At 50.3% G+C, this 25,648-nt stretch carries 25 protein-coding genes, 2 tRNA genes and 1 pseudogene; 22 read left to right on the top strand and 6 right to left on the bottom strand.

Annotation, left to right across the window (positions count from 1 at the left end):
* Positions 1–443: 443 nt before the first annotated feature.
* Together rluC and SIL79_RS17720 are read left to right on the top strand one after the other, a co-directional pair.
* Positions 444–1,409: a 23S rRNA pseudouridine(955/2504/2580) synthase RluC gene (rluC, locus tag SIL79_RS17725; protein ID WP_039033292.1), complete on the top strand. Its 966-nt coding sequence runs from the start codon at positions 444–446 to the stop codon at positions 1,407–1,409.
* Positions 1,410–1,430: 21 nt separating this feature from the next.
* Positions 1,431–2,075 (top strand): HAD-IA family hydrolase, encoded by a 645-nt coding sequence (locus SIL79_RS17720; protein WP_319619839.1) that lies wholly within the window; start codon positions 1,431–1,433, stop codon positions 2,073–2,075.
* A gap of 95 nt (positions 2,076–2,170) precedes the next feature.
* On the opposite strand, the gene SIL79_RS17715 is transcribed toward SIL79_RS17720, so the two are convergent.
* Both SIL79_RS17715 and SIL79_RS17710 read right to left on the bottom strand, forming a co-directional pair.
* The gene (locus SIL79_RS17715; protein ID WP_319619837.1) at positions 2,171–3,169 is read right to left on the bottom strand and encodes a PAS domain-containing protein; all 999 of its coding nucleotides are present in this window, start codon (positions 3,167–3,169) and stop codon (positions 2,171–2,173) included.
* A gap of 215 nt (positions 3,170–3,384) precedes the next feature.
* The gene (locus SIL79_RS17710) at positions 3,385–4,032 is read right to left on the bottom strand and encodes a Maf family protein (RefSeq protein WP_052247969.1); all 648 of its coding nucleotides are present in this window, start codon (positions 4,030–4,032) and stop codon (positions 3,385–3,387) included.
* Positions 4,033–4,307: 275 nt separating this feature from the next.
* Here SIL79_RS17710 and yceD point away from each other — a divergent pair, with 275 nt between their 5' ends.
* From yceD to SIL79_RS17655, 11 genes are all read left to right on the top strand, one after another.
* Positions 4,308–4,832, top strand: coding sequence for a 23S rRNA accumulation protein YceD (gene yceD / locus SIL79_RS17705; RefSeq protein ID WP_039033290.1), 525 nt, complete (start codon positions 4,308–4,310; stop codon positions 4,830–4,832).
* Positions 4,833–4,848: 16 nt separating this feature from the next.
* The gene (rpmF, locus tag SIL79_RS17700; protein ID WP_025009546.1) at positions 4,849–5,019 is read left to right on the top strand and encodes a 50S ribosomal protein L32; all 171 of its coding nucleotides are present in this window, start codon (positions 4,849–4,851) and stop codon (positions 5,017–5,019) included.
* A gap of 15 nt (positions 5,020–5,034) precedes the next feature.
* A complete protein-coding gene (gene plsX / locus SIL79_RS17695; protein ID WP_039033289.1) occupies positions 5,035–6,063 on the top strand; it encodes a phosphate acyltransferase PlsX in 1,029 nt (342 codons plus the stop codon).
* 9 nt (positions 6,064–6,072) lie between these two features.
* Positions 6,073–7,032 carry a beta-ketoacyl-ACP synthase III gene (locus tag SIL79_RS17690; protein WP_039033288.1) on the top strand — a complete coding sequence of 320 codons (960 nt, stop codon included), beginning with the start codon at positions 6,073–6,075 and terminating at the stop codon, positions 7,030–7,032.
* Between the two features lie 129 nt (positions 7,033–7,161).
* A complete protein-coding gene (fabD, locus tag SIL79_RS17685) occupies positions 7,162–8,088 on the top strand; it encodes an ACP S-malonyltransferase (RefSeq protein ID WP_071476175.1) in 927 nt (308 codons plus the stop codon).
* 10 nt (positions 8,089–8,098) lie between these two features.
* Entirely contained in the window at positions 8,099–8,845 is a 747-nt protein-coding gene (gene fabG, locus SIL79_RS17680) for a 3-oxoacyl-ACP reductase FabG (protein ID WP_039033287.1), read from the top strand.
* A gap of 163 nt (positions 8,846–9,008) precedes the next feature.
* Positions 9,009–9,242, top strand: a complete 234-nt coding sequence (gene acpP, locus SIL79_RS17675; protein WP_006081231.1) for an acyl carrier protein — start codon at positions 9,009–9,011, stop codon at positions 9,240–9,242.
* Positions 9,243–9,434: 192 nt separating this feature from the next.
* Positions 9,435–10,673: a beta-ketoacyl-ACP synthase II gene (gene fabF / locus SIL79_RS17670; protein ID WP_039033286.1), complete on the top strand. Its 1,239-nt coding sequence runs from the start codon at positions 9,435–9,437 to the stop codon at positions 10,671–10,673.
* A gap of 158 nt (positions 10,674–10,831) precedes the next feature.
* Positions 10,832–11,200 (top strand): hypothetical protein, encoded by a 369-nt coding sequence (locus tag SIL79_RS17665; RefSeq protein ID WP_071476174.1) that lies wholly within the window; start codon positions 10,832–10,834, stop codon positions 11,198–11,200.
* A gap of 70 nt (positions 11,201–11,270) precedes the next feature.
* A complete protein-coding gene (locus SIL79_RS17660; protein WP_039033284.1) occupies positions 11,271–11,750 on the top strand; it encodes an acyl-CoA thioesterase in 480 nt (159 codons plus the stop codon).
* 210 nt (positions 11,751–11,960) lie between these two features.
* The gene (locus SIL79_RS17655; RefSeq protein ID WP_162206543.1) at positions 11,961–12,839 is read left to right on the top strand and encodes an NAD(P)-dependent oxidoreductase; all 879 of its coding nucleotides are present in this window, start codon (positions 11,961–11,963) and stop codon (positions 12,837–12,839) included.
* An 80-nt stretch (positions 12,840–12,919) separates the two neighbouring features.
* Here the strand turns inward: SIL79_RS17655 and SIL79_RS17650 are convergent, their stop codons facing one another.
* Positions 12,920–16,192 (bottom strand): DUF748 domain-containing protein, encoded by a 3,273-nt coding sequence (locus tag SIL79_RS17650; protein ID WP_319619733.1) that lies wholly within the window; start codon positions 16,190–16,192, stop codon positions 12,920–12,922.
* A 307-nt stretch (positions 16,193–16,499) separates the two neighbouring features.
* Positions 16,500–16,886: a VOC family protein gene (locus SIL79_RS17645; protein WP_039033283.1), complete on the bottom strand. Its 387-nt coding sequence runs from the start codon at positions 16,884–16,886 to the stop codon at positions 16,500–16,502.
* A 558-nt stretch (positions 16,887–17,444) separates the two neighbouring features.
* On the opposite strand from SIL79_RS17645, the gene abiEi reads away from it, so the two are divergent.
* The 6 genes from abiEi (at position 17,445) to SIL79_RS17615 (ending at position 21,732) form a co-directional block, all read left to right on the top strand.
* Positions 17,445–17,969, top strand: coding sequence for a type IV toxin-antitoxin system AbiEi family antitoxin (abiEi, locus tag SIL79_RS17640; RefSeq protein ID WP_039033282.1), 525 nt, complete (start codon positions 17,445–17,447; stop codon positions 17,967–17,969).
* A gap of 253 nt (positions 17,970–18,222) precedes the next feature.
* On the top strand, positions 18,223–18,867 hold the full coding sequence (uvrY, locus tag SIL79_RS17635; protein WP_025009635.1) for a UvrY/SirA/GacA family response regulator transcription factor: 645 nt from the start codon (positions 18,223–18,225) through the stop codon (positions 18,865–18,867).
* Positions 18,868–18,957: 90 nt separating this feature from the next.
* A complete protein-coding gene (gene uvrC / locus SIL79_RS17630) occupies positions 18,958–20,787 on the top strand; it encodes an excinuclease ABC subunit UvrC (protein ID WP_162206545.1) in 1,830 nt (609 codons plus the stop codon).
* A 47-nt stretch (positions 20,788–20,834) separates the two neighbouring features.
* Positions 20,835–21,383, top strand: coding sequence for a CDP-diacylglycerol--glycerol-3-phosphate 3-phosphatidyltransferase (gene pgsA / locus SIL79_RS17625; protein ID WP_039033280.1), 549 nt, complete (start codon positions 20,835–20,837; stop codon positions 21,381–21,383).
* A 163-nt stretch (positions 21,384–21,546) separates the two neighbouring features.
* Positions 21,547–21,622: transfer RNA gene (locus SIL79_RS17620), tRNA-Gly, on the top strand.
* A 36-nt stretch (positions 21,623–21,658) separates the two neighbouring features.
* Positions 21,659–21,732 (top strand) — tRNA-Cys (locus tag SIL79_RS17615).
* Positions 21,733–21,942: 210 nt separating this feature from the next.
* On the opposite strand, the pseudogene SIL79_RS17610 reads toward SIL79_RS17615, so the two are convergent.
* Positions 21,943–22,233 (bottom strand): annotated as a pseudogene (locus tag SIL79_RS17610) (HU family DNA-binding protein); the annotation flags it as partial.
* A gap of 203 nt (positions 22,234–22,436) precedes the next feature.
* Here SIL79_RS17610 and SIL79_RS17605 point away from each other — a divergent pair.
* Together SIL79_RS17605 and SIL79_RS17600 are read left to right on the top strand one after the other, a co-directional pair.
* Positions 22,437–23,891, top strand: a complete 1,455-nt coding sequence (locus SIL79_RS17605) for a L,D-transpeptidase family protein (protein ID WP_082014235.1) — start codon at positions 22,437–22,439, stop codon at positions 23,889–23,891.
* A 213-nt stretch (positions 23,892–24,104) separates the two neighbouring features.
* On the top strand, positions 24,105–24,653 hold the full coding sequence (locus SIL79_RS17600; protein ID WP_083399778.1) for a DUF882 domain-containing protein: 549 nt from the start codon (positions 24,105–24,107) through the stop codon (positions 24,651–24,653).
* Here SIL79_RS17600 and SIL79_RS17595 read toward each other — a convergent pair.
* Positions 24,541–25,044: a hypothetical protein gene (locus SIL79_RS17595; protein WP_039033278.1), complete on the bottom strand. Its 504-nt coding sequence runs from the start codon at positions 25,042–25,044 to the stop codon at positions 24,541–24,543. The genes SIL79_RS17600 and SIL79_RS17595 overlap by 113 nt on opposite strands.
* A gap of 297 nt (positions 25,045–25,341) precedes the next feature.
* Between SIL79_RS17595 and rplY the strand changes: the two genes are divergently transcribed.
* Positions 25,342–25,629: a 50S ribosomal protein L25 gene (gene rplY, locus SIL79_RS17590; protein WP_039033277.1), complete on the top strand. Its 288-nt coding sequence runs from the start codon at positions 25,342–25,344 to the stop codon at positions 25,627–25,629.
* Positions 25,630–25,648: the final 19 nt, after the last annotated feature.

Raw genomic sequence — 25,648 nt, 5'->3', positions numbered from 1 at the left:
CCTATTTATGGCTTATTTTTCAATGATTACAAAAACAAGGAATTCGTTGTAAAACATCAACCAACCCCATAAATTCTTCAATAATAATCCGGTAATGCCGAAGTCGAGCCTTGTCGTTTGATGACGAGTTAACATTAACTTTCGAAAACAGCATAGTGGCGGCTTGAAAGTGGTCTGAATTTCGTGTTTCCGTCCAGGTTTAACCGTAAAAACAATTTTTTCAGTAGTGTTCTTTTATATACAGTTTGCAAATCAATTATTTGCGACCTCGGAGGTCAGACATCGCTCAAGCGCTTTCCACCGTTCGAACCGTTCATAGATTGAGCAAAGGCTCATCAATACGCAGGGTTCGCCGCTGAAATATAGCCGAATTCAAAAAAATCGGCAATCAAAAGCCTCAACATGTTGTACAATAGCGCGCCCCGAACCGCAACATAAGTGTTATGAATACCGAGACGCCATCACCCAATCAGCAAGTTCGCCTGGTGACCATTGATGAAGACAATGTTGGCCAGCGCATTGACAATTTTTTGCTCAGCAAACTCAAGGGCGTGCCCAAGAGCATGATCTATCGCATAGTGCGCAAGGGCGAAGTCAGGGTCAACAAGAAGCGGATAAAGCCCGAATATAAGTTGGCCGAAGGGGACCAGGTACGCATTCCACCGGTTCGGGTCAGTGAAGATAACTATCGCACTGCGCCTTCTGCCAATCTGGAGCGGGTGTCGCGCTTAGAAGACAGAATTCTGTTTGAAGACAAGCATATTCTGGTACTGAACAAACCTGCCGGCATCGCCGTACACGGTGGCAGTGGTGTCGATTACGGCGTGATTGAAGCGCTGAGATCGCTGCGACCGCAGCAAAAGTTTCTTGAGTTGGTGCACCGTTTGGATAAAGACACCTCAGGAGTGCTTTTGGTTGCCAAGAAGCGCAGCGCGCTAAAGCACCTGCATGACCAACTCAGACATAAGCAGATGCAAAAAGACTATCAGGCGCTGGTTCGCGGTGAGTGGCAAAAGCACGACAAGGTGGTTAAGGCGCCATTGCTGAAGTTGACACTTAAGTCGGGTGAACGCATTGTACGGGTGAATACCGAAGGCAAGGCCTCGGAAACCCGTTTCAAAATTTTGCAGCGTTATGATGGTGCGACACTGGTGCAGGCGAGTCCGGTAACCGGCCGTACTCATCAGATCCGGGTGCACTGCCAGTATGCCGGTCACCCCATCGCCTGTGACGAAAAGTACAGTGAGCAAAAGTTTGATGACAGTATGCGGGCACTTGGGTTGAACCGCCTGTTTCTGCATGCGGCGCAACTTAAGTTCACTCATCCTGACACAGAGACTGAAATGACAGTGCAGGCCCCCCTGGATCCTGTACTGCTTGAGTTGTTGGACAAACTCACTCGGGTATAGAAAGAAATAAGGAAACCGCCCATGAAGGCATATGAGCTACTGATATTCGATTGGGACGGTACCCTGATGGACTCTATAGGCAAGATTGTCCGCTGTATGGAAAATACGGCAAGGGCTATGGCATTGCCTATTCCGTCTGAGCAGGCTGTACGTGACATTATTGGTCTGTCGATGACAGAGGCTCTGCAATGCCTCTATCCAGCAGGAAGTGTTGACGAATATCAGGCGCTCAGAGAGGAATATAAGCAGCAGTTCCTGATGCTTGATACCACGCCGACACCGCTTTTCAGTGAAACTCCGGCACTGTTGTCACAGCTTCGCAGTGAGAAGTATCTGCTGGCGGTGGCGACAGGTAAGGCAAGGGCAGGTCTTGAACGTGTACTGCGGGAAACCGGACTTGGACATTTCTTTGATGCCAGTCGCAGCGCAGATGATGCGAGAAGTAAACCCCACCCGGATATGCTGCAACAGCTATTGGCTGAATTAAAGATAGCGCCTGAAAGAGCCTTGATGGTGGGTGATTCGGTACACGATCTCAATATGGCTACCGGTGCCGGTATGGATGCCATTGGGGTCAGTTATGGCGCCCATAGCCGCGAACGCTTACATGAAGCGGCGCCAAAGGCCATTATCGATAGTCCATTGGGGCTGTTGCACCATCTGTGATTTTCATTGGAACCTTTCCCTAAACACATCCTTGAAAGGCCTGCAGATGCAGGCCTTTTGCTTGCTGTATACTGTTAAAAACGTGGCGTGCAATTTCAGGAATTGGCGGTTTTTAACTCCGGGCATAATTTTGGGCTCAGGCTCTCTGCGTTTAGGTTCTCTGCGTTTAGGTTCTCTGGGCTTAGGTTCTTTGTATTAAGGCTCCCGGTATTAAGGTTCAATGCTTCAGTGCCCAGACTGGATAATGCCAGCGCCGACAGGCGGGTGATGTCGTGGGACGAGACTACGACACCGCAAATTTCGCCAGCATCATTGATGCAGGGTGAGTGTCGTACACTCATCAGCAGCGGCGCTGTTAGATGCGGTGGATGCAACCAATGATTGGCTTCCGGTGTTTCGCCGTTAAAGGCCCGTTCAAGTAGTGGTCGGATCTTCTTCTCAAATGTCTTTACACCGTGCAGCTCAGCTATCTGCTTACCTATTATCTCCTCTTGGGTGCGGTTGAAAAGCTGCTCATACCCTTTGGAGACCATATGGTAGCAGTAGTCTGTACCGATAAATGCCAGCAGATGATCTGTGGTGGCTATCATCTGCTTGTGCATGGTGAGCTCGCGACTGACCAACATCCTGTGATATTCGAGACCGATACGTTGGGCCAAGATCCGAAAAAACTCTTTTGACTTTGCACTTTCGGCCTGGGGCAGGGTATCTAGCACAAAAATATGGCCGACCGGTTTGCCATCGCTGCCGAGGATCAGCTCGGCCTGATAACTCTGGGCGCCTATCTCGCGGAACAGGGTAAAGTGGGGAAAACGTTTTTGCAGATCACGGGCGTGGAGTAGATGAGTGCAGATTTCCTGTTGTTGATAGAGAGACTCACAGGGAGAACCCGCCAGTTCATAATCAAACCCAGGGAGGGACTGTTTGTTGTCACAAAAGGCAATGACCTCACCTTGTGCGGCGTTTTTAAGTCGGCCAAAACCTGCCCAGCGACATTGGGTCACCAAGGCGAGTGCGCGCAGTGCCCGTTGAAAAAAACGCTTATCTGTACAGGGAGCAGCCAGTAGAGCCAAGGCTTCTTCGGTATCTGTCATCTTTTCACTCTACAGGGGGTCATCAAAAGAAATATGTTGATTAATTGTTATTATAGTAGAGTGAAAGCCCCGTGGTCGCACGTAAATTTACCTTGTTGAGATAAGATTCAGACGCATCCGACATCTATATCATATTGTTTCAATATGGCGCATGTATCTTGGCGAGCGAGCTACAAGCAAAGAGAAGCAAGAGTGCAATTCAGTGTTTGAATGCTTTAGCTTCCGGACGATGCAGTATCTCCCAATACTTTAATCCCCTGACGGGAGAGCATTTCGATGAGCAGGATTAAGGGTAAACCTATTAGTGTATTGGGATCCCGTCCTTCGAGGGCTCGGAACAGGGCGATGCCCAAGCCTTCACACTTAAAGCTGCCGGCACACCAGAGTGGTTGCTCGCGGCGAACATAATCGACGATTTCATCTTGGCTCAGGTTTCTGAAATGCACAATGAAAGGTTCGACTTCCACTTGAGTTCGGTCGCTGCGGCTGTCATAGAGTGCCAGCCCGGTATAAAAGGTAATACTTTTCCCCGAGGCGGCCTGCAATTGCTGGCAGGCTTTCTCTTCAGTCAGTGGCTTGCCGACGATTTGACCATCAATCACGGCAACCTGATCTGAACCTATCACCAGTGCGTTGCTTAGCTGCTTTGCCCCGGCCTGTGCTTTGACTGCTGCCAGACGTCTGACCAAATCAAAGGCGGTTTCATCAGGCCGGGGCGTTTCATCTACTTCGGGAGCCACACACTCAAACGCCAAACCTAATTTTGCCAATAGTGCCTTTCGATAGCTTGAGGTTGAGGCTAAAATCAACTGAGGTTCTGTGGGGGAAACCGCAGCCTTGGTATTGTCATCTTGGTGGGTCATATCTTGGGTTCCAAAGCGTTGTGAGAGCCGGATATTGTCGCCAAATTTGCCAATGCCTGGCAAGAGTGGCTTTGAGATGAGATGACTGGCTTTATTTTGCGCGGCAACGGCTTGTGAAGAGTCCTGTGCTTGGGTAGAATTCGGCGTCCGTCAATTTCGAACCCGTTGGAACAGGCCTATGATGGCGAGGACTGCACAGGTTTTATTTCCTTTGCGAGCCACATCATCATTTTTCCTTTGACTCCGGCGGTTTCAAACTATAATATGCGCGCCTTATGCAAACAGTAAAGATACCGGTTTCAATTGATCCCATTCGTGCTGCGACCAGTCGCCTTAGCTATCAAGGTGTTGTTCCTGGTACGCAACTGAAGCGATTGAATGAATTATGTGCCGGCGACTGTTCCGATGTGACAGTGTCAATTGAGTGTGGTGTGGATTTACAGGGGATAGTCTACCTGAAAGGGAAGGCTGTGACGGAGCTCACTCTGCTATGTCAACGCTGCATGACACTATTTACCACAGAGGTTACGGTCGAGTTTAGTTTCAGTCCTTGCCGGAATGAAGCTGAAATCGATGAGCTCCCGGATGCGTATGACCCTATTGAGTACAATGAAATTGGCGAAGTTCGTCTGCATCAATTGATTGAAGATGAATTGATACTGGCTATGCCCTTGATACCGACCCATGACATAGATAAATGTTATACAGGTTCCAAGGATGTGGCCATAGGCGAGATTGAAGCCGCTCAAGAGGAGCGTCCAAATCCGTTTGCAGTGTTAGAAAAACTGAAGAGCAAGTAATCCAGGAGACAGATCAATGGCTGTACAACAGAATAAAAAATCTCGTTCAAAGCGCGGTATGCGCCGTTCACACGATGCACTGAGCACTGCTCAGCTGTCTGTAGACGCTACCAGCGGTGAACTGCATCGTCGTCACAATGTGACTGCTGACGGTTTCTACCGTGGCAAAAAGGTAATCAACAAGTAAGTTGTTGATTGTCTTATGACGAGTCTGACGCTTGCGTTAGATGCGATGGGTGGCGACCATGGCCCCCACGTGACTGTGCCTGCAGCCCTGCAGGCACTTAAATTATATCCAGATCTCAGGTTTATTCTGGTTGGTGATCAAGACCAGATACAACCATACCTGGCCCAATGCGGGCAAGACATTACCGATAGAATTGAACTTAGACATACCACTGAAGTGGTCAGTATGTCTGACAGGCCAGTGCATGCTTTGCGTTGTCGGCGTGACAGTTCCATGCGTCGGGCGCTGGATGCTGTGCATAAAGGTGAGGCTCAGGCGTGTGTCAGCGCAGGTAACACCGGCGCGCTGATGGCGATGGCCAAGGTGGTACTAAAGACGCTGCCGGGCATAGACAGACCCGCGTTGGTCAGTTGTCTTCCCACCATCAACCATAAGCCAGTCTATCTACTGGATCTCGGGGCCAATGTGTCTTGTGATTCAGATACTTTGTTCCAGTTTTCCGTCATGGGTTCAGTGCTCTGCGAAGCCGTGACCAAACAACCCAGACCCAAGGTCGCGCTGCTCAATGTCGGCAGCGAAGAGATCAAAGGCAACGACCAGGTGCAGCAGGCTGCCCAGTTGTTGCAACATACTCCTCAAATCAATTATCAAGGTTTTATCGAAGGGGATGAGATTTACCGCGGCAAAGTCGATGTGATTGTCTGCGACGGTTTTGTCGGTAATATTACCCTGAAAACTTCAGAAGGCATTGCCAGACTGTTGATCCATCAGCTTAAGGAAGGGCTGACCCGAGGCTTTTTTGTACGCATGTTGGCCAAATTATTGGCTCCCAGTATTCAAAGCGTGCTCAAACAGATGAACCCCGACCACTATAATGGAGCAAGTCTGATAGGATTGCGCGGAATAGTCGTCAAGAGCCATGGGAATGCGGATGAAACTGCCTATTTACAAGCGATTAGCTTGGCAGTCACTGAAGCAAGACGTCGACTCCCAGAGATGATCAAGCAGCGTCTCGAGTCGATACTTTTAGATATAAACAGCTGATTTCTCCTTATGCATACAAAAATTCTTGGAACTGGCAGTTATCTGCCGGCGCAGGTGCGTAGCAATCAGGATCTGGAAAAAATGGTGGAAACCAGTGACCAGTGGATTGTTGAGCGCACGGGTATTTCTGAGCGTCGGATCGCTGATGCCAGTGAAACGGTTGCCACTATGGGTTATCAGGCGGCGTTGAAGGCCATTGAAATGGCAGGCATCGAAGCCGGCGAACTCGATATGATTATCTGCGGCACCACAAGTGCGGCAAACGCTTTTCCGGCTGCTGCCTGTGAAGTGCAGGCCATGTTGGGGGTTCATACCATCCCCGCATTTGATGTCGCGGCCGCTTGTTCCGGCTTTGTCTACGCGCTGTCGGTTGCCGATCAGTTCGTGAAAACCGGTGCGGCCAAGAAAGTGCTGGTAATAGGCGCCGATGTGCTTTCCAGGCTCTGTGAGCCGGAAGACAGAACCACCATTATTCTCTTTGGTGATGGTGCCGGTGCCGCCGTGGTGGGCGCCAGTGAAGAACCGGGGATCATCTCTACCCACATCTATGCCGACGGTCGTCATGGTGAACTGCTCAAATGCGCCTTTCCGCCCAGAGCCGGAGAAACCTCCGAGGCTGTAGGCTTTATGACCATGAAGGGCAACGATGTCTTCAAGGTCGCCGTCACTCAGTTATCCCATGTGGTGACAGAAACCCTGAGATTGAATAATGTCGACAAGTCAGAAATAGATTGGTTGGTGCCACACCAGGCCAATTTCCGCATTATTAATGCCACAGCCAAGAAATTGGACATGAGTCTTGATAAAGTGGTGCTGACGCTGGCCAAACATGGCAATACTTCAGCTGCCTCAGTGCCGATTGCACTGGATGAAGCGGTGCGCGATGGCCGCATCAAGCGCGGGCAACTCCTGCTGCTTGAGGCCTTTGGTGCCGGTTTTGCCTGGGGTAGCGCTTTGGTTCGCTTCTGATACTCAGTGCCTACTTGCTTCGCACAAGTGAGTAGGACGTCTCAATGCATACTAGTTGATCTGCCGGGCAGATCAGTAGACTCGGGCAGCGGCATCAGCTTTGCTGCCTGCAATCATAGGTAAATGAATATGGAAAATTTTGCTTTCGTGTTCCCGGGACAAGGTTCTCAGGCTGTAGGCATGCTTGCTGATCTTGCCGAAGGCTATCCGGTCGTGACCGAGACTTTTCGTGAAGCCAGTGAAGTGCTGGGTTACGACTTGTGGCAGCTTGTCCAGCAAGGTCCGGCCGAAACTCTTAACGAGACTGACAAGACCCAGCCTGCCTTGCTGAGTGCCAGTGTCGCTCTGTATCGCGCCTGGCAAGCAGCCGGCAAAGCCGCGCCCAGCGTGATGGCGGGTCATAGCCTAGGTGAATACTCGGCGCTGGTATGTGCCGGGGTGCTCAAGTTTACCGATGCCGTTAAGTTGGTTGAGCTGCGTGGTCAGTTGATGCAACAAGCCGTTCCTGCCGGAACCGGCGCCATGTTTGCCATCATAGGCCTGGATAACGACGCTATTGCCAAGGCCTGTGAAGACAGTGCTGAAGGCGCTGTGGTTAGCCCGGTTAACTACAATAGCCCAGGCCAGGTGGTGATTGCCGGTGAAAAAAACGCAGTTGAGCGCGCCGCCGCAGCCTGCAAGGCTGCAGGCGCCAAAATGGCGGTTGCCTTGCCTGTGAGCGTGCCTTCCCATTGCGCTTTAATGAAGCCCGCTGCCGATAAATTGGCCACTGCTCTGGGAGATATCGAATTTAGCCAGCCGCAAATCCCCGTAATCAACAATGCGGATGTCGCCCAGCCTCAAGATGCTGCTGATATCCGTGATGCCTTGGTTCGTCAGCTATACAGCCCTGTGCGCTGGACCGAAACCGTGGAAGCCATGGCTGCCATGGGCGTCACCGAGCTCTATGAGGTGGGTCCGGGTAAAGTCTTGACCGGGCTTTGCAAACGCATTAACAAATCCCTTACTGCCAAGGCAGTCAACGATGCCGCTTCTTTAGCTGCATTGATCGAATAAGGAGCTTTTCATGAGCGTAACATTAGACTTAACCGGCAAGATTGCCCTGGTTACCGGCGCCAGCCGTGGTATTGGCAAGTCGATTGCAACGACTCTGGCCGAAGCTGGTGCCACAGTATTCGGTACTGCAACCAGTGAGCGCGGCGCCGAAGCCATCTCGGCTTATTTGGGCGATAAGGGCCAGGGTTTGGTGCTGAATGTCACAGATCCACAATCTGTTGAAAATTTATTTGCCTCGATCAAAGAAAAAGCCGGCGATGTTGATATTCTGGTGAACAACGCTGGCATCACCCGTGACAATTTATTGATGCGGATGAAAGAGGATGAGTGGCAGGATATCCTGGACACCAACCTGACATCTCTTTTCAGGTTATCCAAGCCAGTGATGCGCTCAATGATGAAGAAACGTCATGGCCGTATCATCAATATTGGTTCTGTGGTAGGTACCATGGGCAATGCAGGCCAAGTAAATTACTCTGCGGCCAAAGCGGGTTTGATCGGATTTACAAAATCTCTCGCCAGAGAGGTTGCATCTCGTCAAATTACAGTTAATGCTATTGCTCCTGGTTTTATCCAGACAGATATGACGGATGAGCTGACAGAAGATCAGCAACAGGCCATCATGTCCCAGGTTCCAATGGAGCGCTTGGGTCAGGCACAGGAAATTGCCAACGCCGTGCTCTTTTTGGCCTCTGATGCTGCTGCTTACATCACAGGGGAAACCTTGCATGTAAATGGCGGGATGTATATGGTTTAAGGGCGAATGGCAGGGATACTGTCGCAATTGGGTGGTGATCTGCAGCAATTGAGGGCTTAAAATCGTGGTTAGACCACAAATTCTAGGCTTGCAATGTTGGTCAAATCTAATAAACTACTCGCAATCTTACGCAAGTGCGTAATTTGAATAGGAAAGAAAACTAATGAGCAACATCGAAGAACGTGTAAAGAAAATCATCGTAGAGCAACTGGGCGTTAAAGAAGAAGACGTTAAGCCAGCAGCTTCTTTCGTAGACGATCTGGGTGCAGATTCTCTGGACACTGTTGAGTTGGTTATGGCTCTGGAAGAAGAGTTTGATACCGAGATCCCTGATGAGGAAGCTGAGAAAATCACTACCGTTCAGGCAGCGATCGATTACGTTTCCAAGAATCAGTAATCCAGAATTCCAGAAAACAGGCGGCATAATTGCCGCCTGTTTTTGTTTTCGCCCCGTCAGTTTCTGGTTGTACCAGTATCAGCCGATGCATTATCGTGTCTTGTGACCATTCGGCTGCTGGCCGGAGGCAATGGTAGGCTGCAACAGCCTAGCCTATCATGGTAACTCACCCGTTAATCTAAGGTGGACACAGTGACTAAACGTCGAGTTGTTATCACTGGCCTGGGTCTGGTGACCCCGGTCGGCAACACAGTGGACAGCACCTGGCAAGCCTTGCTGGCAGGTCAGAGCGGTATCGCGCCTATCACCAAGTTTGATGCCAGCGAATTCAGCACCCGTTTTTCAGGCTCAGTCAAAGATTTTGACGTAGAGCAGTATCTGTCCCGTAAAGACGCCCGCAAGATGGACCTCTTTATTCAGTATGGTATGGCTGCCGGCATTCAGGCCATGCGTGACTCCGGATTGGAGATGGATAAAGAAGATCCCAGTCGAGTCGGAACCGCTATCGGCGCCGGTATGGGGGGGATGTGGTTGATTGAACAAAACCACAGCGCCTTGATGGCCGGTGGCCCACGTAAAATTTCCCCCTTCTTTGTGCCCAGCACCATTATCAATATGATTGCCGGTCATTTGTCGATCATGTACGGCATGACTGGTCCTAACTTTGCGGTGACAACCGCCTGTACCACTGGGGTGCACAACATAGGTTTCGCAGCCCGTACCATAGCTTATGGCGATGCCGATGTGATGGTGGCCGGTGGCGCGGAAGATGTCACTTGTCCTCTGGGCGTCGGTGGCTTTGCCGCGGCCAAGGCCTTGTCTACCCGTAATGATGACCCTCAGGCGGCTAGTCGCCCATGGGATAAAGACAGAGACGGCTTTGTTATCGGTGACGGCGCCGGGGTGTTAGTCCTGGAAGAGTATGAGCGCGCCAAGGCTCGCGGTGCCAAGATTTATGCCGAGCTGGTTGGTTTTGGTATGAGCGGCGATGCCTTCCATATGACCTCGCCGCCAGCCGATGGTGCCGGCGCTGCGTCTGCCATGAAAAATGCGCTGAGAGATGCAAACCTGGCCCCCGAAAGCATAGGTTATATCAATGCTCACGGTACTTCTACGCCGGCAGGCGATAAGGCCGAAGCGGCGGCAGTGAAGTCTATCTTTGGCGATCATGCCTACAAGCTGATGGTGAGCTCCACCAAATCAATGACGGGGCATTTGCTCGGTGCTGCCGGGGCAGTGGAAACCATTTTCTCCGCGTTGGCTCTTAAAGATCAGGTGGTTCCGCCTACCATCAACTTGGACAACCCGGACCAAGGTTGCGATCTGGACTTTGTTGCCCATACCGCGCGTCAGGCCAAAGTGGAGCATGTGCTATGTAACTCTTTTGGGTTCGGTGGCACCAATGGCTCCTTGCTACTGAAGCGAGTTTAAGGTTACCACTTGTAAAAGCGCCTGATGGCGCTTTTTTTATCTTTAAAATCAGTTAGTCATATTTTAAAGCTAAATCCAGAATTAACCTTTGTTCATCTCTATTGGCATTCTTTGAATATAGCGCCAGAATCCCGCCAAATAATTCTGGAGTTTTCATTATGCTCAATCCTGCAATGTTTCCTGTTATGGCCATGCTTGGGGCGATTGCTGCCAATTTGACCGAGTTGGTACGGGGTGAAAACAGCCGGTGGCAACCAGCGATGGAGATTGGTGTTCGCACTTTTAGTTTGGCCATAGCCGCCTATACCGTGCTTTGGTTTGCCTTACTGACAGCGGCGGTTTATGCCGGTGGCGATGCCGATGTGATGGCCGGGGTAGAGGTGCTGGGCACCTTCCTGGTGGGGATGGGAATTTACTCACTGTTTCATTTGTCCCGTTTTATCAGCAGCAAATTGCAGCTTTGGATCTATCGGCTGGCTTTACCTCTGGTGATTGGCGGAAGTTTCCTGGTATCTAAGTTTGGGTGATCGCGAAATTTTCGCGTACACTCTCAGCCAAGTGCGGTCAGCAGACCGCCAAGCCTGATGAGAGGATCCCATGGCAGGAACAGAGAGACAGATAACCCTGAGGTTTTTGGCCGAGCCCGCAGACGTCAACTTTGGCGGCAAGGTACATGGCGGCGCCGTAATGAAGTGGATTGACTTGGCTGCCTATGCCTGTGCGGCCGGTTGGAGTGGTAAATACTGCATCACGGTTTACGCCGGGGGGATCAGGTTTGTCAAACCCATACATGTGGGCAATATAGTGGAGGTGAGCGCCAAGGTGATCTATACCGGCAGCACCTCCATGCATATAGGTTTGGATGTCAGAGCCGGCGATCCCAAGGATTCAGAACGTCAGTTGACCACTCACTGTATTGTCATCATGGTGGCGGTAGACGATGAAGGTAAACCAACGCCTGTACCTGAATGGCAGCCGACATCGGCAAGAGACATAGAGCTTAGGGACTCGGCAATCAAGTTGATGGAGATGCGCAAGAAAATCGGCGCGGAAATGGAAGCGCACGTTCATCCTTGAGTGATGATTTCAAGAGCCACATTCGTGGCTCTTTTCTGTATGCGGGATGCTGAGTTTGCCCGTATCAACTTCTCCTTTATGCTGCCTCATGGCAAAATGCGGCTTAAACATCGGCTTGAATTGTCACTCTTGGCTTTACGCCAAAGGCTTTGCAGCATGGTCGGCAATTGGGCCAATCTGTTCCCGCGCATAAATAATCAAGGAAATATCATGGCGAATGTCGCATTTCTCGGTCTAGGTGTTATGGGATATCCCATGGCTGGGCATCTACAAAAACAGGGGCACCAGGTCACTGTTTATAACCGTACTTTCTCCAAGGCTGAAGCCTGGGCGGCAGAGTTTGGCGGGCGCTGCTGCGCGACTCCGGCCCAAGCCGCCGAGGGACAGGATATTGTTTTTGCCTGTGTCGGCAATGATGATGACTTACGCCAGATCGTACTGGGTGAAGAGGGCGCTGTGCATGGTATGGCTGTGGGCAGTATCTTTGTCGATCACACCACTGCCTCATGCGATGTGGCGCGGGAGTTGGCCGCATTGCTGGCCGAGAAGGACATCGCTTTTATGGACGCGCCGGTTTCCGGCGGTCAGGCTGGTGCCGAGAATGGAGTGTTGACCATTATGGCCGGCGGCTCTGAGGCGGTATTTTCGCGGGTAAAACCTGTGATGGCTGCCTATGCCCGCTGCGCCGAACTATTGGGAGATGTTGGCGCTGGGCAGTTGACCAAGATGGTCAATCAAATCTGCATCGCCGGGGTGGTACAAGGTTTGGCTGAAGCCATGCATTTTGCCAAGAGCGCCGGGCTAGATGGCGAGAAGGTAGTTGAGGTGATCAGCAAAGGCGCGGCCCAGAGCTGGCAAATGGAAAATCGTCACAAGACCATGCTGAAGGGTGAGTATGATTTTGGATTTGCGGTGGACTGGATGCGCAAAGACTTAGGCATCGCCCTCAATGAAGCTAGACGCAATGGCTCACATCTGCCGCTGACCGCCATGGTCGATCAATTTTACGGTGAAGTACAGGCCATGGGCGGTAACCGCTGGGATACTTCCAGTCTGATGGCTCGTCAGGAAAAGTGTCGCAACAAGTAATCCCCTGATAAGAAAGTCTGAGCTCAGATCCGGGTAAAAAGGCGCGCGTGCGCGCCTGGTTCCGGGGTTATCGCTATTGGTTAATCGGCATTCAGCGACAAAATTGCCTGAGAAGCATCCTGTTTCATCTCTGTCTTGCTGTCCAGCAGGAAGACTCTTTCGGGGGCAACGGCAGCACTGTCTACCAGGAAGGCCTTGATGGCCTGGGCCCTGGCCTGAGCCAGATTGGCCAGCTCATTATTGCTTATCTCTTGGGCGCTGAGCAGTTGGTTGTAAAGGCCCATATGCCATACAGTCAGCAGAGCGTCTTCATCGACTGTTTCACTGCCGGCTTTTTCGGCAAGCTTTTGCTTCACTTTGTCTTTTTCCGCATCGGCATCCTGTTTGAGCTGCTGCTCAAAAAGCGCTACCAGGGTATCAGCAAGCTTACCTTTGGTAGGGAAGCGACTGGCGCTCAGCTCGTCCGGCAGGGCCGCAAGCTTGCTGGCCTTGAGCAGTTGCTGCTGCAGTTTTTGTTCTGCCAGCGCCTCACTGTCTTCCCGCAATGCTACGCCGCCTTCAATGCTCAATTGTAGCTTGGGTCGGTCATCCAGCGCCTTGGCCAGCTTGCTCAGCTTATCTTCGGCGTCAGCGTCCAGCGTGGCTATACCGGGTTGGAAAGCGACCAGATTCAGCTCTTCATCGCTGCCAACCAGACCGGCCAGCAAAGAGAAGGGGGCGGTGACCGCCTTGGTGATGACGTTGGTGATGGCGGTCATCACTATGCTGCCGAAGCTGAAACTTGGACTGTCGAGATCTCCTGAAACCTGTAAGCCAAGATCTATTACCCCATGTCTGTCTTGCAAAAGGGCGATAGCCAAGGTAATCGGCAAACTGGTGGCCAGATCGGAATCACTGGGTTTACCCAGCTTGAGCTGATCTATCACCAGATGATTGTCTCCCTTCAGCTGGTTGTCTTCCAGTTGATAGTTGAGCGCTAAAGACAGCTGGCCTTTGTCTATGTAGTAACCGGCATAGGTGCCCGAATAGGGATTTACCGAGGTCAACTCGACACTCTTGAATACCAAATCCAGATCCAGATAGGGTTTCTCCAGCAGCGGATTCACCTCTCCCCTTAGGGTGACTGGAGCATACTTGTCTATCTTGCCCTTGATATCGACACTGGCCTTGGTTCCCGGGGTAGAGGACAGGTGGCTTATCTTGCCTTCCAGCCCTTCGATACCGGAAGCAAAGTTAGGGGTGAGGGAGTTATCGGCAAAATAGGCCGAGCCGCTTTTGATGGCAATGCTGCCGATATCCAGTTTAAATGCCTTATCTGCAGCAGTCTTGGCGGTGTTTTTTTCCTTGGCGGCGGTTTGCTGCGGCGCTTCGTTTGCCTGGCTTTGTTTTGTCTGCGACTGAGCCGCTGAGTTATCACCAAGTGGTTCGGCGCGGATCAGCTCGCCGATATTAGTGCGCTGATCTTCGGTGATCATCACCTTGGCGTATGGCTGTTCCAGCAATATATTGCTGATTTTCAGGCTGTTTGCTTCGGAATCAAAGTTCATCGCATCTATCGTCATATTCTGCCATTTCAGCAGAGGCTCAAATGCCAATCCATCCTTGATAAGCAGTTTGCCAATTGCGGCTTGTCCTTGAAAATGGGCCTTACCCTCGGCGTTGGCAGTGAACTTGCCCTGAGTGCTCAACTTGCCGCTTTCAAGTTGCATATTGAGGTAGGGCGCCAGATAGGGCTGGAACTGTTGCAGCTCCAACTCGGTCAGCGTCAGCTCGGCATTGACAGTACGTGCATTGGCATCTATTGCGCCGGTGGAGCTGAACTGGCCCTGGCTGGTCTCTGGCTGTTTTTGGGCATCAGAACTCAGTGCCAGTTGCACCTGGTAGTCTATGTTTCCTTCGAGATCGGAACGCACAGGACCTGTGGTGATATCCAAAGGGTAAACACGCCAGTGGACACCATTGCTTTGCTGCTGCTCAAACAGATTGAGATCTGTATCCTTGAGACTGATTTTGCCAATACTCAGTAGCCATTGTTTGTCTTGCTCCAGAGTTTTGTTTGGCTCTTCGGCTGTATGCGCTGTGGCCTTATCTTGCACTGTGGCTTTTTCTTTCGCTGTGGCCTTATCTTGCACTGTAGCTTTATTTAGCGCCTCGGTTTCATCTGCCGCCTCTGGTTGGGCTACCGTTGGTTCCACTCGTGCCTTGGCCGCGGTGTTATCGGGCTTGGCATTTGTGGCAGGCATGGCGGGTATAAAGAGCTGTTGCAGATCCAGGCCTTGCTTATCCAGGCGGGCATAGGCCCACAGGCCTTGCAGCGCCAGTTCATCGACATTAACACTCTGGTTGTCGCCGTCCACCCGAATGTTATCCAGTGCCAACAGTGGCAGCTTGACTCTGGCTTGCTGTTGGTCGGAGAACAGCAGGTTTTCCAGAATAAACCTGCCCTTGTGGGTACTGTAATGCAGTTGGTCTTGTTGCTGTTTCAACTGGTACTGGCTTTGGAAGCTGAGTTCACCGTCACTGAGTTTGGCGGCAATAAGCCCATCGGCAAACGGCCAGAAGGGCAGCAGGGAAATTTTGGCCAGTTGCAGCTCGCCGGTGATTTCGAGAGGCTGCAGCTGAAACTGGCCTTGAGTCTGCAATTGTCCGTTATCGCTGCCGGTCAATGACAGGGCATAGCGGTTGGCATCTTTCGCCTGTACCGGTTTGTTTTCGTCTTCCGGCAGGCTGAGGCTATAGGCCTTGGTATCCAAAGCTTGCAGGCTGAAATTAAGCTCGTCGTAACTGAGCTCTGTATTGGCGACCTTATCCATATAAGCGAACTTACCCTCTGTCACCCGGATATCCCGGGCAATGACTCTGGGCAGTTCAGAGGCGTCTTCTGTAGCCTCGGCTTGCGGTGTTTGCTTGGCTTCAAGGTGGGCGAGTATATCGCTGAAGTTGAATTGAGCTTGGCCATTCTTTGACGCAAGCCTTTGCAGCTTCACTTGTGGATAAGCGAGGTGGATGTGATCTATGGCTATGGCCCCTTGGGTCAGCGAGCGCCAAAATGCCAGCTCCAACTCAAGCTGCGTGAAAGACATAAATACTTGCTGTGGGTCGCTCTCCTGCAGGGCGAAATTATCCAGGCGGACTCTGAGAAGGAAAGGGTTGATGCTGATATCGCCCAGGCTGGCCTGACGGCCGAGCAGCTGTTGCAATTGCTTTGGGGTTTGCGACTTTATTACCCAGGGAGCAAGCCCACCAAGCAGCAGAGCGTAGAGGCTATACCCGAGGAGCAGATAGACGCTTGTCTTGATGGCGAGTGGTGCCCGGCGAAAGCGGGAAAAGAGCTGAGTCAGCACATTGGGCATAACGGTGTGAGATCCCTTGAAGCAGGTTTACAGCAAAAAGTTGGCGTTATTCTAACGCGTATTCGGCATGCTTTGTAAGTCACTTCTGAATCTATAATCTCTGTTGTCCGGCCTTATACATGCATGATACAAAAAGAAAACATTGCTAATTAAAGCTGCAATAATCAAGAATTTTTCCCTGAACATTTCATTCGTAAAAGGGCGATATTCAAGTTTGGAAATATTCGGGATGTTGCGGGTCAACATCGTAAACCTCAAACCTCAAACCTCAAACCTCAAACCTCAAACCATAGCTGCTGTTCGTTACCTATCCTTTGGTGCTGTTGTAAGTGATGGCAGCGATAATGGCGCCGCAGGGATCCTTGATCCAGCAAAATCGGCCTACTTGGGGAATATCTTCCGGACCATAAAGAATATCGCCTCCTAACTCTTTGGCCTTGATGGCGACGGCGTCGACATCTTTCACGGTAATATAGCCGGTCCAGTTGCTTGGCATGGCCGGCGCCGGGCTGTCAGTGATGCCACCTATGCTGATGCCGTCATTTTCTATAATGTGGTAGGGGCCTTGTGGTAACTGCATTTTTTTGAAACTCCATCCAAAAATCTCACCGTAAAACCGCATCGCCTGTTCGGAGTCACTGGCGGTCAGCTCGTGCCAGCTTAAGGCTCCATGGGTGGTAAAAGGGGAGTTCATCGATAGGTTCTCCTGAAGCAGAGAGGCTGAAATCGCGCTTTTTTAGCGATTAAACCTGGTTTATCAAACCTGTGGTGAGTTCAGTTTTGAGTGTAGCCGAATCAACCGTATTTTGTGGTTTTCTTCGATATGACGCCGTAAATGTATTAGGCATCAATGCCTTTAAAGTGAGTAACAGTGGTTGTGATACAAGTCCTGAAAGCAGATTTGAATATGATGCTCCTCAGCCTGGGGCTATTTTGAGACTGGTTTGCACCTTTCTTAACCATTTAATAGCGGATAGCTTTCTTGCCTTTGTGAGCATCAATAGGGCCTTGCTCATCAAATAACAGGATTCTTTCTGGTGTCGGTTGGGATATCTATCGTTTTTGCTGCGCATCTACGCTGGGGGATTCCTGCGCCATTATTCAAAGGCTGATTTAGGCTGTTCCGGGCAAAGGATTGCAACGTTCAGCGCGATAAATAGGGCCGTTTAGTCGGACAAAGTCAGTTATCAATAGGTATTAAGTGGACACTTAGGTATTCTATTATTAACTTTTAAGTTGACTTGATGGCGTTATGGATATCAGTACTGCTTTGCAACGGCTACATCGTTTTGACCTTCAAGGTATCTATGTTTACACCAAAGGGAATCTCAGGCGAGTGTTTTTCGATGATACCCAGGAAGCATTCAAACAAAGCCTGTCGAGGTTGATAAAGCAGGGGATCCTGGAAAGGCCCTGCCGTGGTGTATACCTGTTTGCGCTGAGTCGACGAGATAGTTATGCGGTGGAGCATATCGCCTGTGCACTGCGGCGCGGTGAGTATAACTATGTTTCGCTGGAATCGGCTTTGTCTGAATACGGGGTGATTTCGCAGATCCCCATCAGCTATCTTACTGTGATGACTACGGGGCGAAAGGGTATCTTCAAGACTCCTTATGGCACTATCGAATTTACCCATACCAAGCGCGATGACATGGATATTTTGTACAATACCATCAAAGTTCAGCAAAGGCCGCTGCGTATGGCTACACAAGCAACTGCCCTGAGAGATCTGAAACGAGTTGGCCGAAACTTACATATGTTGATAGATGAGGATTGAACTTCATTTGCTTAGCTGGATATGACACTGTTTTGGGTGGTGTTTCATCGCCTTTGCAAGCAAATTCTTCGGCAACAAAAAACAAGATTGTTGCACACTGATGACAATTGGTACCGATATACGAATGAGTTTCTTTTATAATCATAAAGTTAACTTGCGCTTTTCTATTGTTGGCAGATCGGCTAAATTATCCCAAAGGCTTCGAAGAAACAGAGCTACACGATAAGGCCGACAATAATAAGGTGGGTTGAAGTTGATATCCGTATATTTGGTGGATGACCATGAGTTGGTCAGAACCGGGATCCGCCGGATCCTTGAAGATGAAAAAGGCATTAAAGTTGTAGGAGAAGCCGGTGATGGTGAAGCTGCTGTGCAGTGGAGCAGGCAGAATGAAGCCGATGTGATTTTGATGGATATGAATATGCCCGGAATAGGGGGGCTTGAAGCTACCCGGAAAATTCTGCGTTATCAGCCTCATGCCAGAATCATAGTATTGACTATCCACTCAGAGGATCCTTTCCCGACCAAGGTGATGCAAGCCGGTGCTTCCGGTTATTTGACCAAGGGAGCCAAGCCGCCTGAGGTGATTCAAGCCATTCGGCAAGTTGCTCACGGTCAGCGATATTTGTCACCGGAAATTGCTCAGCAGATGGCCTTGAGCCAGTTTGATCAGACTGATGAGAACCCCTTCAAGTCGCTGTCAGAGCGGGAACTGCAGATCATGATGATGATCACCAATGGTGAGAAGGTCAATGATATCTCCGAGCAGTTGAACCTCAGTCCCAAGACGGTTAACAGCTACCGCTATCGCTTGTTCGCCAAACTGGGGATCAGCGGCGATGTGGAGCTGACCCGATTGGCGATTCGGTATAAAATGCTCGACACCGGGCAGTTCTGATTTACATAGGGAGCCACGGCTCCCTCTTTCTTTGTTGTTTTCTGTCCCTGAAATCTTTATCTCTTCAGCCGTTATTTATAGAGTGGGTTCATGCCGCAGGAATTCAATCCCAAGCTTTTTCTTAAAAATCTGACCTCAGCACCGGGCGTCTATCGTATGTACGACAGCGGCGGTAGCGTGATTTATGTGGGCAAGGCCAAAGATCTCAAGAAACGGCTCGCATCTTATTTTCGCAAGAATCTCCCTAATGTGAAAACTCAGGCGCTGGTGTCCCATATCGCCAATATCGATGTGACACTGACTCACAGTGAAACCGAAGCACTGATACTGGAAAATGATTACATCAAGCAGTACTTGCCGAAATACAATGTGCTGCTAAGAGATGACAAGTCTTACCCCTTTATCTTATTGAGCCAGCACCGGCATCCCAGGCTCGCCTATCACAGGGGGCCACAGCGGGAGAAAGGGCTGTATTTCGGGCCTTATCCCAATGGTGGCGCGGTGCGTGAAAGTCTGCATTTGATGCAGAAGCTGTTTCCTATTCGTCAGTGTGACGATCTCTATTACAAGTCGCGCTCGCGTCCCTGTTTGCAGTACCAGCTCAAGCGTTGCAGTGCCCCTTGTGTCGGCAAGGTCTCTGATGAGGAATATCAGGAGCAGGTCAAGCTGGCGACCCTGTTTCTCAAGGGCAAGGATCAGCAGGTGCTCAGCGCCTTGGTCAAGAAAATGGAACTGGCGGCCGAGTCCATGGCTTACGAGCAGGCGGCACGCTATCGGGATCAGATCATGGCGCTCAGACGAGTGGCCGAGCAGCAGGAAGTATCATCCAGCCATGGTGACCTTGATGTGATTGGGGTGCACTACGCCTCAGGAGTTGCTTGTTTCCACCTGTTGTTCATTCGCGAGGGCAAGATTTTTGGCAGTCGCAGTTATTACCCTAGCGTGCCGGCGCAAACTGAAATGGCCGAGGTACTCAGAGCCTTTATGCTGCAGTTTTATCTCAACGTCGATATTCAACGTACTATCCCGCGGGAAATTCTCCTGAGTGACAGCTACGAGGAGTTGGAAGAGTTGGAACAGGTGCTGATGGAAGCGCTGAACAAGAAAGTGGCCATCCGCACTCGGGTCAGGGGCGACAGAGCCGGTTATCTGCGTCTGGCCAAGACCAATGCGACCAATGCGGTCAATACCAAGCTGGCTCACCGCAATACGGTGGAGCAAAGATTTCTTCTTCTTGAAGAGGCGCTTGAACAAAGCACCCCGATTAAACGTATGGAGTGCTTTGATATCAGTCATACCATGGGGGAGAGCACTGTGGCCTCCTGCGTGGTGTTCAATCGCGAAGGGCCGGACAAGAGCGAGTATCGGCGCTACAACATCAAGGACATAACTCCCGGAGATGATTATGCGGCGATGAAGCAAGCCTTGACTCGCCGGTTTGATAAGGTCAGTGCCCAAGGTAAGATCCCGGATATCGTTTTTATCGATGGTGGCCTTGGACAACTCAGAATGGCTCAGGAAGTGGTCAACGAGAAGTTTGTTGGAATAGATGCCGTACCCACGCTTATCGGGGTCGCCAAAGGTGAAAGCCGCAAACCCGGGTTGGAAACCCTTATCTTCGGTGATACCGAAGAGAGCTTTTCACTGCCGGATGATTCGCCGGCGCTGCATCTTATTCAACATATTCGCGATGAATCCCACAGGTTTGCGATTACCGGTCATAGGAATAAACGTCAAAAGACCCGCAACACCTCAAGCTTGGAGTCTATTCCTGGGATTGGCCCGAAAAGACGCAAGGCTTTGCTGCAATATCTGGGCGGATTACAACAAGTGAAGGGGGCAAGTGTGGCAGAACTGGCAAAAGTGCCCGGGATCAGTCCAGAAATGGCTCAAACGATACACGATGCATTGCGGGGGTAGTAAAAATCAGGCAAGATTGGCGCTGCTTTTGATTATTTGGTTTTATCATGCCGTTTAATATACCCATCGCCCTTACCTGGTTTAGGTTGTTCTTACTGCCTGTTTTTGTTCTGGTATTTTACTTTCCGTACACTTGGGCACCGTTTGTTGCTGCATTTGTTTTCTGGCTTGCAGCTATTACTGACGCCTTGGATGGGTATGCGGCCCGTAAACTGGAGCAGTCCACTCGTTTCGGCGCCTTCCTTGACCCAGTAGCCGATAAGCTAATGGTGACCACGGCTTTGGTGCTATTGGTCGAAGATTACAACACTATCTGGCTGACCCTGCCGGCGATGTTTATGATAGGACGTGAGTTGGTGATATCGGCACTGCGTGAGTGGATGGCAGAGATAGGTAAACGCGGTGCTGTGGCGGTATCCTGGATTGGCAAGTACAAGACTGCTGCTCAGATGGTGGCAATTATCGGCCTTATCTGGAAGCAGGGTGATTGGATGATATATGCCGCTTACGCCTTGCTGTATGTGGCGGCTTTCTTAACCTTCTGGTCGATGATCAGCTATATCAAGGCCGCCTGGAAGGATCTGATAGCCGGTTAAAAGGCGCTAATTTGTACCTGGTTGCACAATAATGTTTCGATAAGATTATTTAGTGTTCAAGCAAACAGTTAAGCACTAATTCTTCGTTGACAGTCGGGGTTAAAAGCGTAGAATGCCAATCCGTAGTCAGGGCTGGCTCTGAATACAAAGCAAGAAAAGTGATGCGACATTAGCTCAGTTGGTAGAGCGGTACCTTGCCAAGGTACAGGTCATCGGTTCGAACCCGATATGTCGCTCCAATCTTACATGGCACTCAGATGCTGTGATCCCAAGAAGGCGCGATGGCAGAATGGCTATGCTGCGGATTGCAAATCCGTCGATCTCGGTTCGACTCCGGGTCGCGCCTCCAAATTTAGTCCTCCTCATTGAATTCCCTTAAAGTCACTCCAAGCAAACTTATTACTTGTTTTCAAGCCAAGCTTACGTCCGTAATGGCGGCTGACTTATATCAGATCCAATCCCGGCCCAAACTTCAGATACAAGCGTCAGTATCGTTACCTTTGGCTGAAAACAGGCATCGCCTTTTGTGAAGGGGCAGAGATCCTGCCCCGAGAACGGATTAATCTTGCTGTAGTGCCTGTTTCAGTGATGGGGAAGCTTTAAAGCTTGGCTGATTGCTGCCGGCAATCTCCAAGGGTTCGCCTGTTTGTGGGTTACGACCGTTGCGGGGAAGGTGGTATCTGAGTTCGAAAGTGCCGAATTGCGGCAGATAAACCTTTTCACCTTCACTGAGAGCCTGGGTAAGGCTGGCGAGAATATGTTGCAGTTGTACTTTGGCCTGAGCCTTTGAGATCTGTTGTCTTTCGGCCATCTGCCGAATGAGCATTTGTCTGTTCATTATATTGCCTGTTACTACTTTGGCAGGATTTTATATCAGAATAAGCTCTATGATCACAGGCTTGTGCTGATAACTGGTTAATTATCAATCGCTAATAATAAGTTGCCTGTTAATGCTCCATGTTAATCAACGGCTATTCAGCCCGTTGTTTGCAAAATATCATCGAATCACAGCGCATATTTGCCATAATTGAGTTTATGTCCCGGGAGGCCGATATGACAAAGTGCGTGTTAATGCCTTTACTGATCATTGTGCTCCTCTGCAGTGCGGTCTTTACAGTGAAAGCCGATGATGCCGCGCTCAGGACCCTGAATAATCAGTTGCAGTTGCTGGCTCTGCTGCCAGAAGGGCAAGAGTTTGCCGAAGATTTACGTTCCATGAGCCGTGGTGATCTCAATCTACAGCTGGAGTTGCGTGAGGGCATAGAACAGGATATTGCGTATTTCTGGAAGCGCCGCGGCGTTCCTTTGGCCTTCAACACGCTAGCTTCTGATGCGGATTCGCTCAGCCGAGCGCTGGCGCTGGAACCTCAGGGGGATGATTATCTGGCAACCAGCAGCCGGATACGCTATTTGATCTGGCTCGCAGAGCGGCATCAATGGCCTAGGTTGGATCCCGGAGGTTGGTTACGCCCAGGTGATAGCCATCTGCTGATCCCGACGATTGCCAGGCGTTTATATTGGCTTGGCGATCTTGAGGAGACTCCGGGAGAAAACAAGGTTTATTCACCGCAGTTGGCTTCGGCGGTAGAAGTGTTTCAGTCCCGCCACGGGCTTAAAACCGATGCCATCATAGGACCAGATACACTGCGTTGGCTCAATACTGAACCATTGCAACGTGCCCGCATGCTGGCCAGCAATTTCGTCGCTCGCACCGTTTATAAACAGCAGTTGGGGAAGCGTTACCTGTTGGTGAATATCCCGGCGTTTGAGTTGACTCTGGTGGATGACAACCAGGTGCAACTACGATCCAAAGTCATAGTCGGTAAACCTTATCGTCAAACCCCACTGCTCAGCAGTGAGATATCCAACATTGTTTTGAATCCAACCTGGACTGTGCCAAGGGGCATATTGAGGCGCGACTTACTGCCGCAGATCCGTAAAGACGGTGAATATCTGCAGCAGCGGCATTTCAATGTCTATGATTATCAGGGCAATAAAGTTGAAGAGAGTGCTGAAGCCTGGCAAAAAGAGGCGAGAGGCCGTTTCCCTTATCGGTTGGTGCAGCAACCGGGTGCCGATAATGCCCTGGGGCGTTACAAATTTCATTTCAGCAATGGCTTTAGTGTTTATCTGCATGACACACCGGACAAGCATCTGTTTGCCAGGGCCAATCGCGCCCTATCTTCAGGTTGTATTCGGGTCGACAAGGTGGAAGAGTTGGCGTCCTGGATGGCTAATAATCTGGTGCGGGATAAGAGAAGCTGGCAACGGATGCAGAGTGATTATCACACCACTCAATGGTTTGCATTTGAACAGCGACTGCCTGTTCATCTGGTTTATTGGACAGCCTGGATAGATGAGCGGGAAAGAGCGCAATTTCGCAGCGACATCTATCAGTTGAGCCCGGGGGTTAAGGTGGCTACTGAGGCACAGACGAGATTGGATACTGAATGGGCTAACAAGCCAGAGCTGCGGTCGGGGAGTGAAGCGCATTTGTTAGGCCCTTGAGGTATACCGGCATTATCATCAACTGATTTTTTTGCCGCATTGACCGAACGTTAAGCCTGTCGCATTAACTTAATATAGCACAAGGAATTATCCCATTTTTCGCCTGTTCCCCGAGAAAAGTTTACCTGCGCTGGGTCCAAATCGGCGCTTGACCTTGGCGTTAAACCCGTATAATTTGCCGCCTTGTGGTTGTTTTTTGTGCAAGGTGAATAAGTGTCAGTAGTATGTCCTGCCCGTAGGCAGTTGTTGATGGGTCTTGGTGGCGCGGCAATGGTTTCTATGCTTCCTTCAAAAGCGATGGCGAGTCGGTCTACCAAAGGTAGTCGATACCTGAGTTTTTATAATCGCCATACAGGGGAGCGTGGTGATGGGACTTATTGGAAAGACGGTCATTATCAGAGTAGCACTCTGTCTCAGTTCAGCCATCTGCTTAGGGATCATAGGCAGAACCTGGCGGCTCCCATGGATAAACGTTTGTTTGATCTTCTGTTCAATTTGCAGCAGACGTTGTCGATTTCTGAAGAGATCCACGTGATTTCAGGTTATCGTTCGCCTAAAACCAACGCCATGTTGGCCGGTAAGAGTAACGGTGTAGCCAAGAAGAGTTACCATATGCGGGGTATGGCGATGGATATCGCGATCCCCGGTGTTAAACTTCAGACTTTGCGTGAGGCTGCCCTGTCATTAAAACTAGGGGGAGTCGGTTATTATCCGAAGTCGGGATTTGTCCACATTGACTGCGGGCCGGTGCGCAGTTGGTAGGTTTTTCTACCATAGAAAGATCGGTTTCTGCCCTGCGGATAAAGCTCTGTTCGCGGGGTTTTCTGTCTTCCAGCAGTGCCATCAACTCGCTGAATTGGAATCTGAGACGTAACAGTTCGCGAGTTTGCTGCCAGTCGGCGACCAAGGTGTTGAGTCTGTCATAAAAAAGGGCATCTGAGCTCAATTGCTCGATAAGATCCGGACAACTGCAGGCACGCATCAGGTGTAACAGATGGCCGCTTTTCTGCTGATTACAGGCGAGAAACTCCAATAAAATCAGGTCGAGCTTCTCTTGTTGAAAGGGAGCATGTTCGATCAGGTAATGGAGTTCCGCGGCTAGTTTATAGCACAGGCTATCATCCCGTATCAGTTGCTGCAGATTGGCGTTCATCGGCCTGCTTCATGTAATAAAACCAGATTACTGAAAGCAGGGTAGCAGCAGCTGGATGGAAAAATTGTGATCTCGATCAGGGTAAAACTTCTGCTAAGCAATGGCTTTTCGTAATGATTACAGATGTTACAGATGAGCAACAGCAGGATAGTGGGGAAGTAGGTTTTGCTTTTACCTGTAAAGGCCAAATCAACTTGTTTGTTTTGTTGTCTTTGTGCTAGTATTCGCCCGCTTTATATGAAGGCAGCTATTGGTCGAAAATAGTTGCCAGTTATTGACTATTTAAAGAGTATTATTATGTCTTACACTATTCCAGCACAAACCCGCACTGAGATTGGGAAAGGTTCGAGCCGCCGCCTGCGTCGTGACGGGAAAGTTCCAGGTGTTATCTATGGCGCCGGCAAAGAAGCCGTTGCTATCGTGTTTGAACACAAAGATATCATCAACATCCAAACCAACGAAGACTTCTATACCAGCGATCTGACTATAGTTCTGGACGGTAAAGAAGTTAAAGTACGTGCCCAGGCTATGCAGCGTCACGTATTCAAGCCAATGATTGAGCACGTAGACTTCGTTTACGCTTAATCGATAATTGGATGTTGAA

This window comes from Shewanella indica, from assembly GCF_033842865.1.
GTDB classification, from domain to species: Bacteria; Pseudomonadota; Gammaproteobacteria; order Enterobacterales; family Shewanellaceae; genus Shewanella; species Shewanella indica.
The sequence above is the reverse complement of the archived record's forward strand: the minus strand, read 5'-3'. Positions and strand labels throughout refer to the sequence as shown.

What these genes read in the sequence shown, in the direction of transcription:
- SIL79_RS17645 (WP_039033283.1), bottom strand. Translation starts at nt 16,886, where the DNA reads ATGAACTCCCCTTTTACCACCCATGGAGCCTTAAGCTGGCACGAGCTG.
- SIL79_RS17720 (WP_319619839.1), top strand. Translation starts at nt 1,431, where the DNA reads ATGAAGGCATATGAGCTACTGATATTCGATTGGGACGGTACCCTGATG.
- SIL79_RS17710 (WP_052247969.1), bottom strand. Translation starts at nt 4,032, where the DNA reads ATGACCCACCAAGATGACAATACCAAGGCTGCGGTTTCCCCCACAGAA.
- rluC (WP_039033292.1), top strand. Translation starts at nt 444, where the DNA reads ATGAATACCGAGACGCCATCACCCAATCAGCAAGTTCGCCTGGTGACC.
- SIL79_RS17605 (WP_082014235.1), top strand. Translation starts at nt 22,437, where the DNA reads ATGACAAAGTGCGTGTTAATGCCTTTACTGATCATTGTGCTCCTCTGC.
- rplY (WP_039033277.1), top strand. Translation starts at nt 25,342, where the DNA reads ATGTCTTACACTATTCCAGCACAAACCCGCACTGAGATTGGGAAAGGT.
- acpP (WP_006081231.1), top strand. Translation starts at nt 9,009, where the DNA reads ATGAGCAACATCGAAGAACGTGTAAAGAAAATCATCGTAGAGCAACTG.
- SIL79_RS17595 (WP_039033278.1), bottom strand. Translation starts at nt 25,044, where the DNA reads ATGAACGCCAATCTGCAGCAACTGATACGGGATGATAGCCTGTGCTAT.
- yceD (WP_039033290.1), top strand. Translation starts at nt 4,308, where the DNA reads ATGCAAACAGTAAAGATACCGGTTTCAATTGATCCCATTCGTGCTGCG.
- SIL79_RS17690 (WP_039033288.1), top strand. Translation starts at nt 6,073, where the DNA reads ATGCATACAAAAATTCTTGGAACTGGCAGTTATCTGCCGGCGCAGGTG.
- SIL79_RS17655 (WP_162206543.1), top strand. Translation starts at nt 11,961, where the DNA reads ATGGCGAATGTCGCATTTCTCGGTCTAGGTGTTATGGGATATCCCATG.
- fabG (WP_039033287.1), top strand. Translation starts at nt 8,099, where the DNA reads ATGAGCGTAACATTAGACTTAACCGGCAAGATTGCCCTGGTTACCGGC.
- SIL79_RS17660 (WP_039033284.1), top strand. Translation starts at nt 11,271, where the DNA reads ATGGCAGGAACAGAGAGACAGATAACCCTGAGGTTTTTGGCCGAGCCC.
- uvrC (WP_162206545.1), top strand. Translation starts at nt 18,958, where the DNA reads ATGCCGCAGGAATTCAATCCCAAGCTTTTTCTTAAAAATCTGACCTCA.
- plsX (WP_039033289.1), top strand. Translation starts at nt 5,035, where the DNA reads ATGACGAGTCTGACGCTTGCGTTAGATGCGATGGGTGGCGACCATGGC.
- pgsA (WP_039033280.1), top strand. Translation starts at nt 20,835, where the DNA reads ATGCCGTTTAATATACCCATCGCCCTTACCTGGTTTAGGTTGTTCTTA.
- SIL79_RS17665 (WP_071476174.1), top strand. Translation starts at nt 10,832, where the DNA reads ATGCTCAATCCTGCAATGTTTCCTGTTATGGCCATGCTTGGGGCGATT.
- SIL79_RS17650 (WP_319619733.1), bottom strand. Translation starts at nt 16,192, where the DNA reads ATGCCCAATGTGCTGACTCAGCTCTTTTCCCGCTTTCGCCGGGCACCA.
- rpmF (WP_025009546.1), top strand. Translation starts at nt 4,849, where the DNA reads ATGGCTGTACAACAGAATAAAAAATCTCGTTCAAAGCGCGGTATGCGC.
- fabD (WP_071476175.1), top strand. Translation starts at nt 7,162, where the DNA reads ATGGAAAATTTTGCTTTCGTGTTCCCGGGACAAGGTTCTCAGGCTGTA.
- SIL79_RS17715 (WP_319619837.1), bottom strand. Translation starts at nt 3,169, where the DNA reads ATGACAGATACCGAAGAAGCCTTGGCTCTACTGGCTGCTCCCTGTACA.
- abiEi (WP_039033282.1), top strand. Translation starts at nt 17,445, where the DNA reads ATGGATATCAGTACTGCTTTGCAACGGCTACATCGTTTTGACCTTCAA.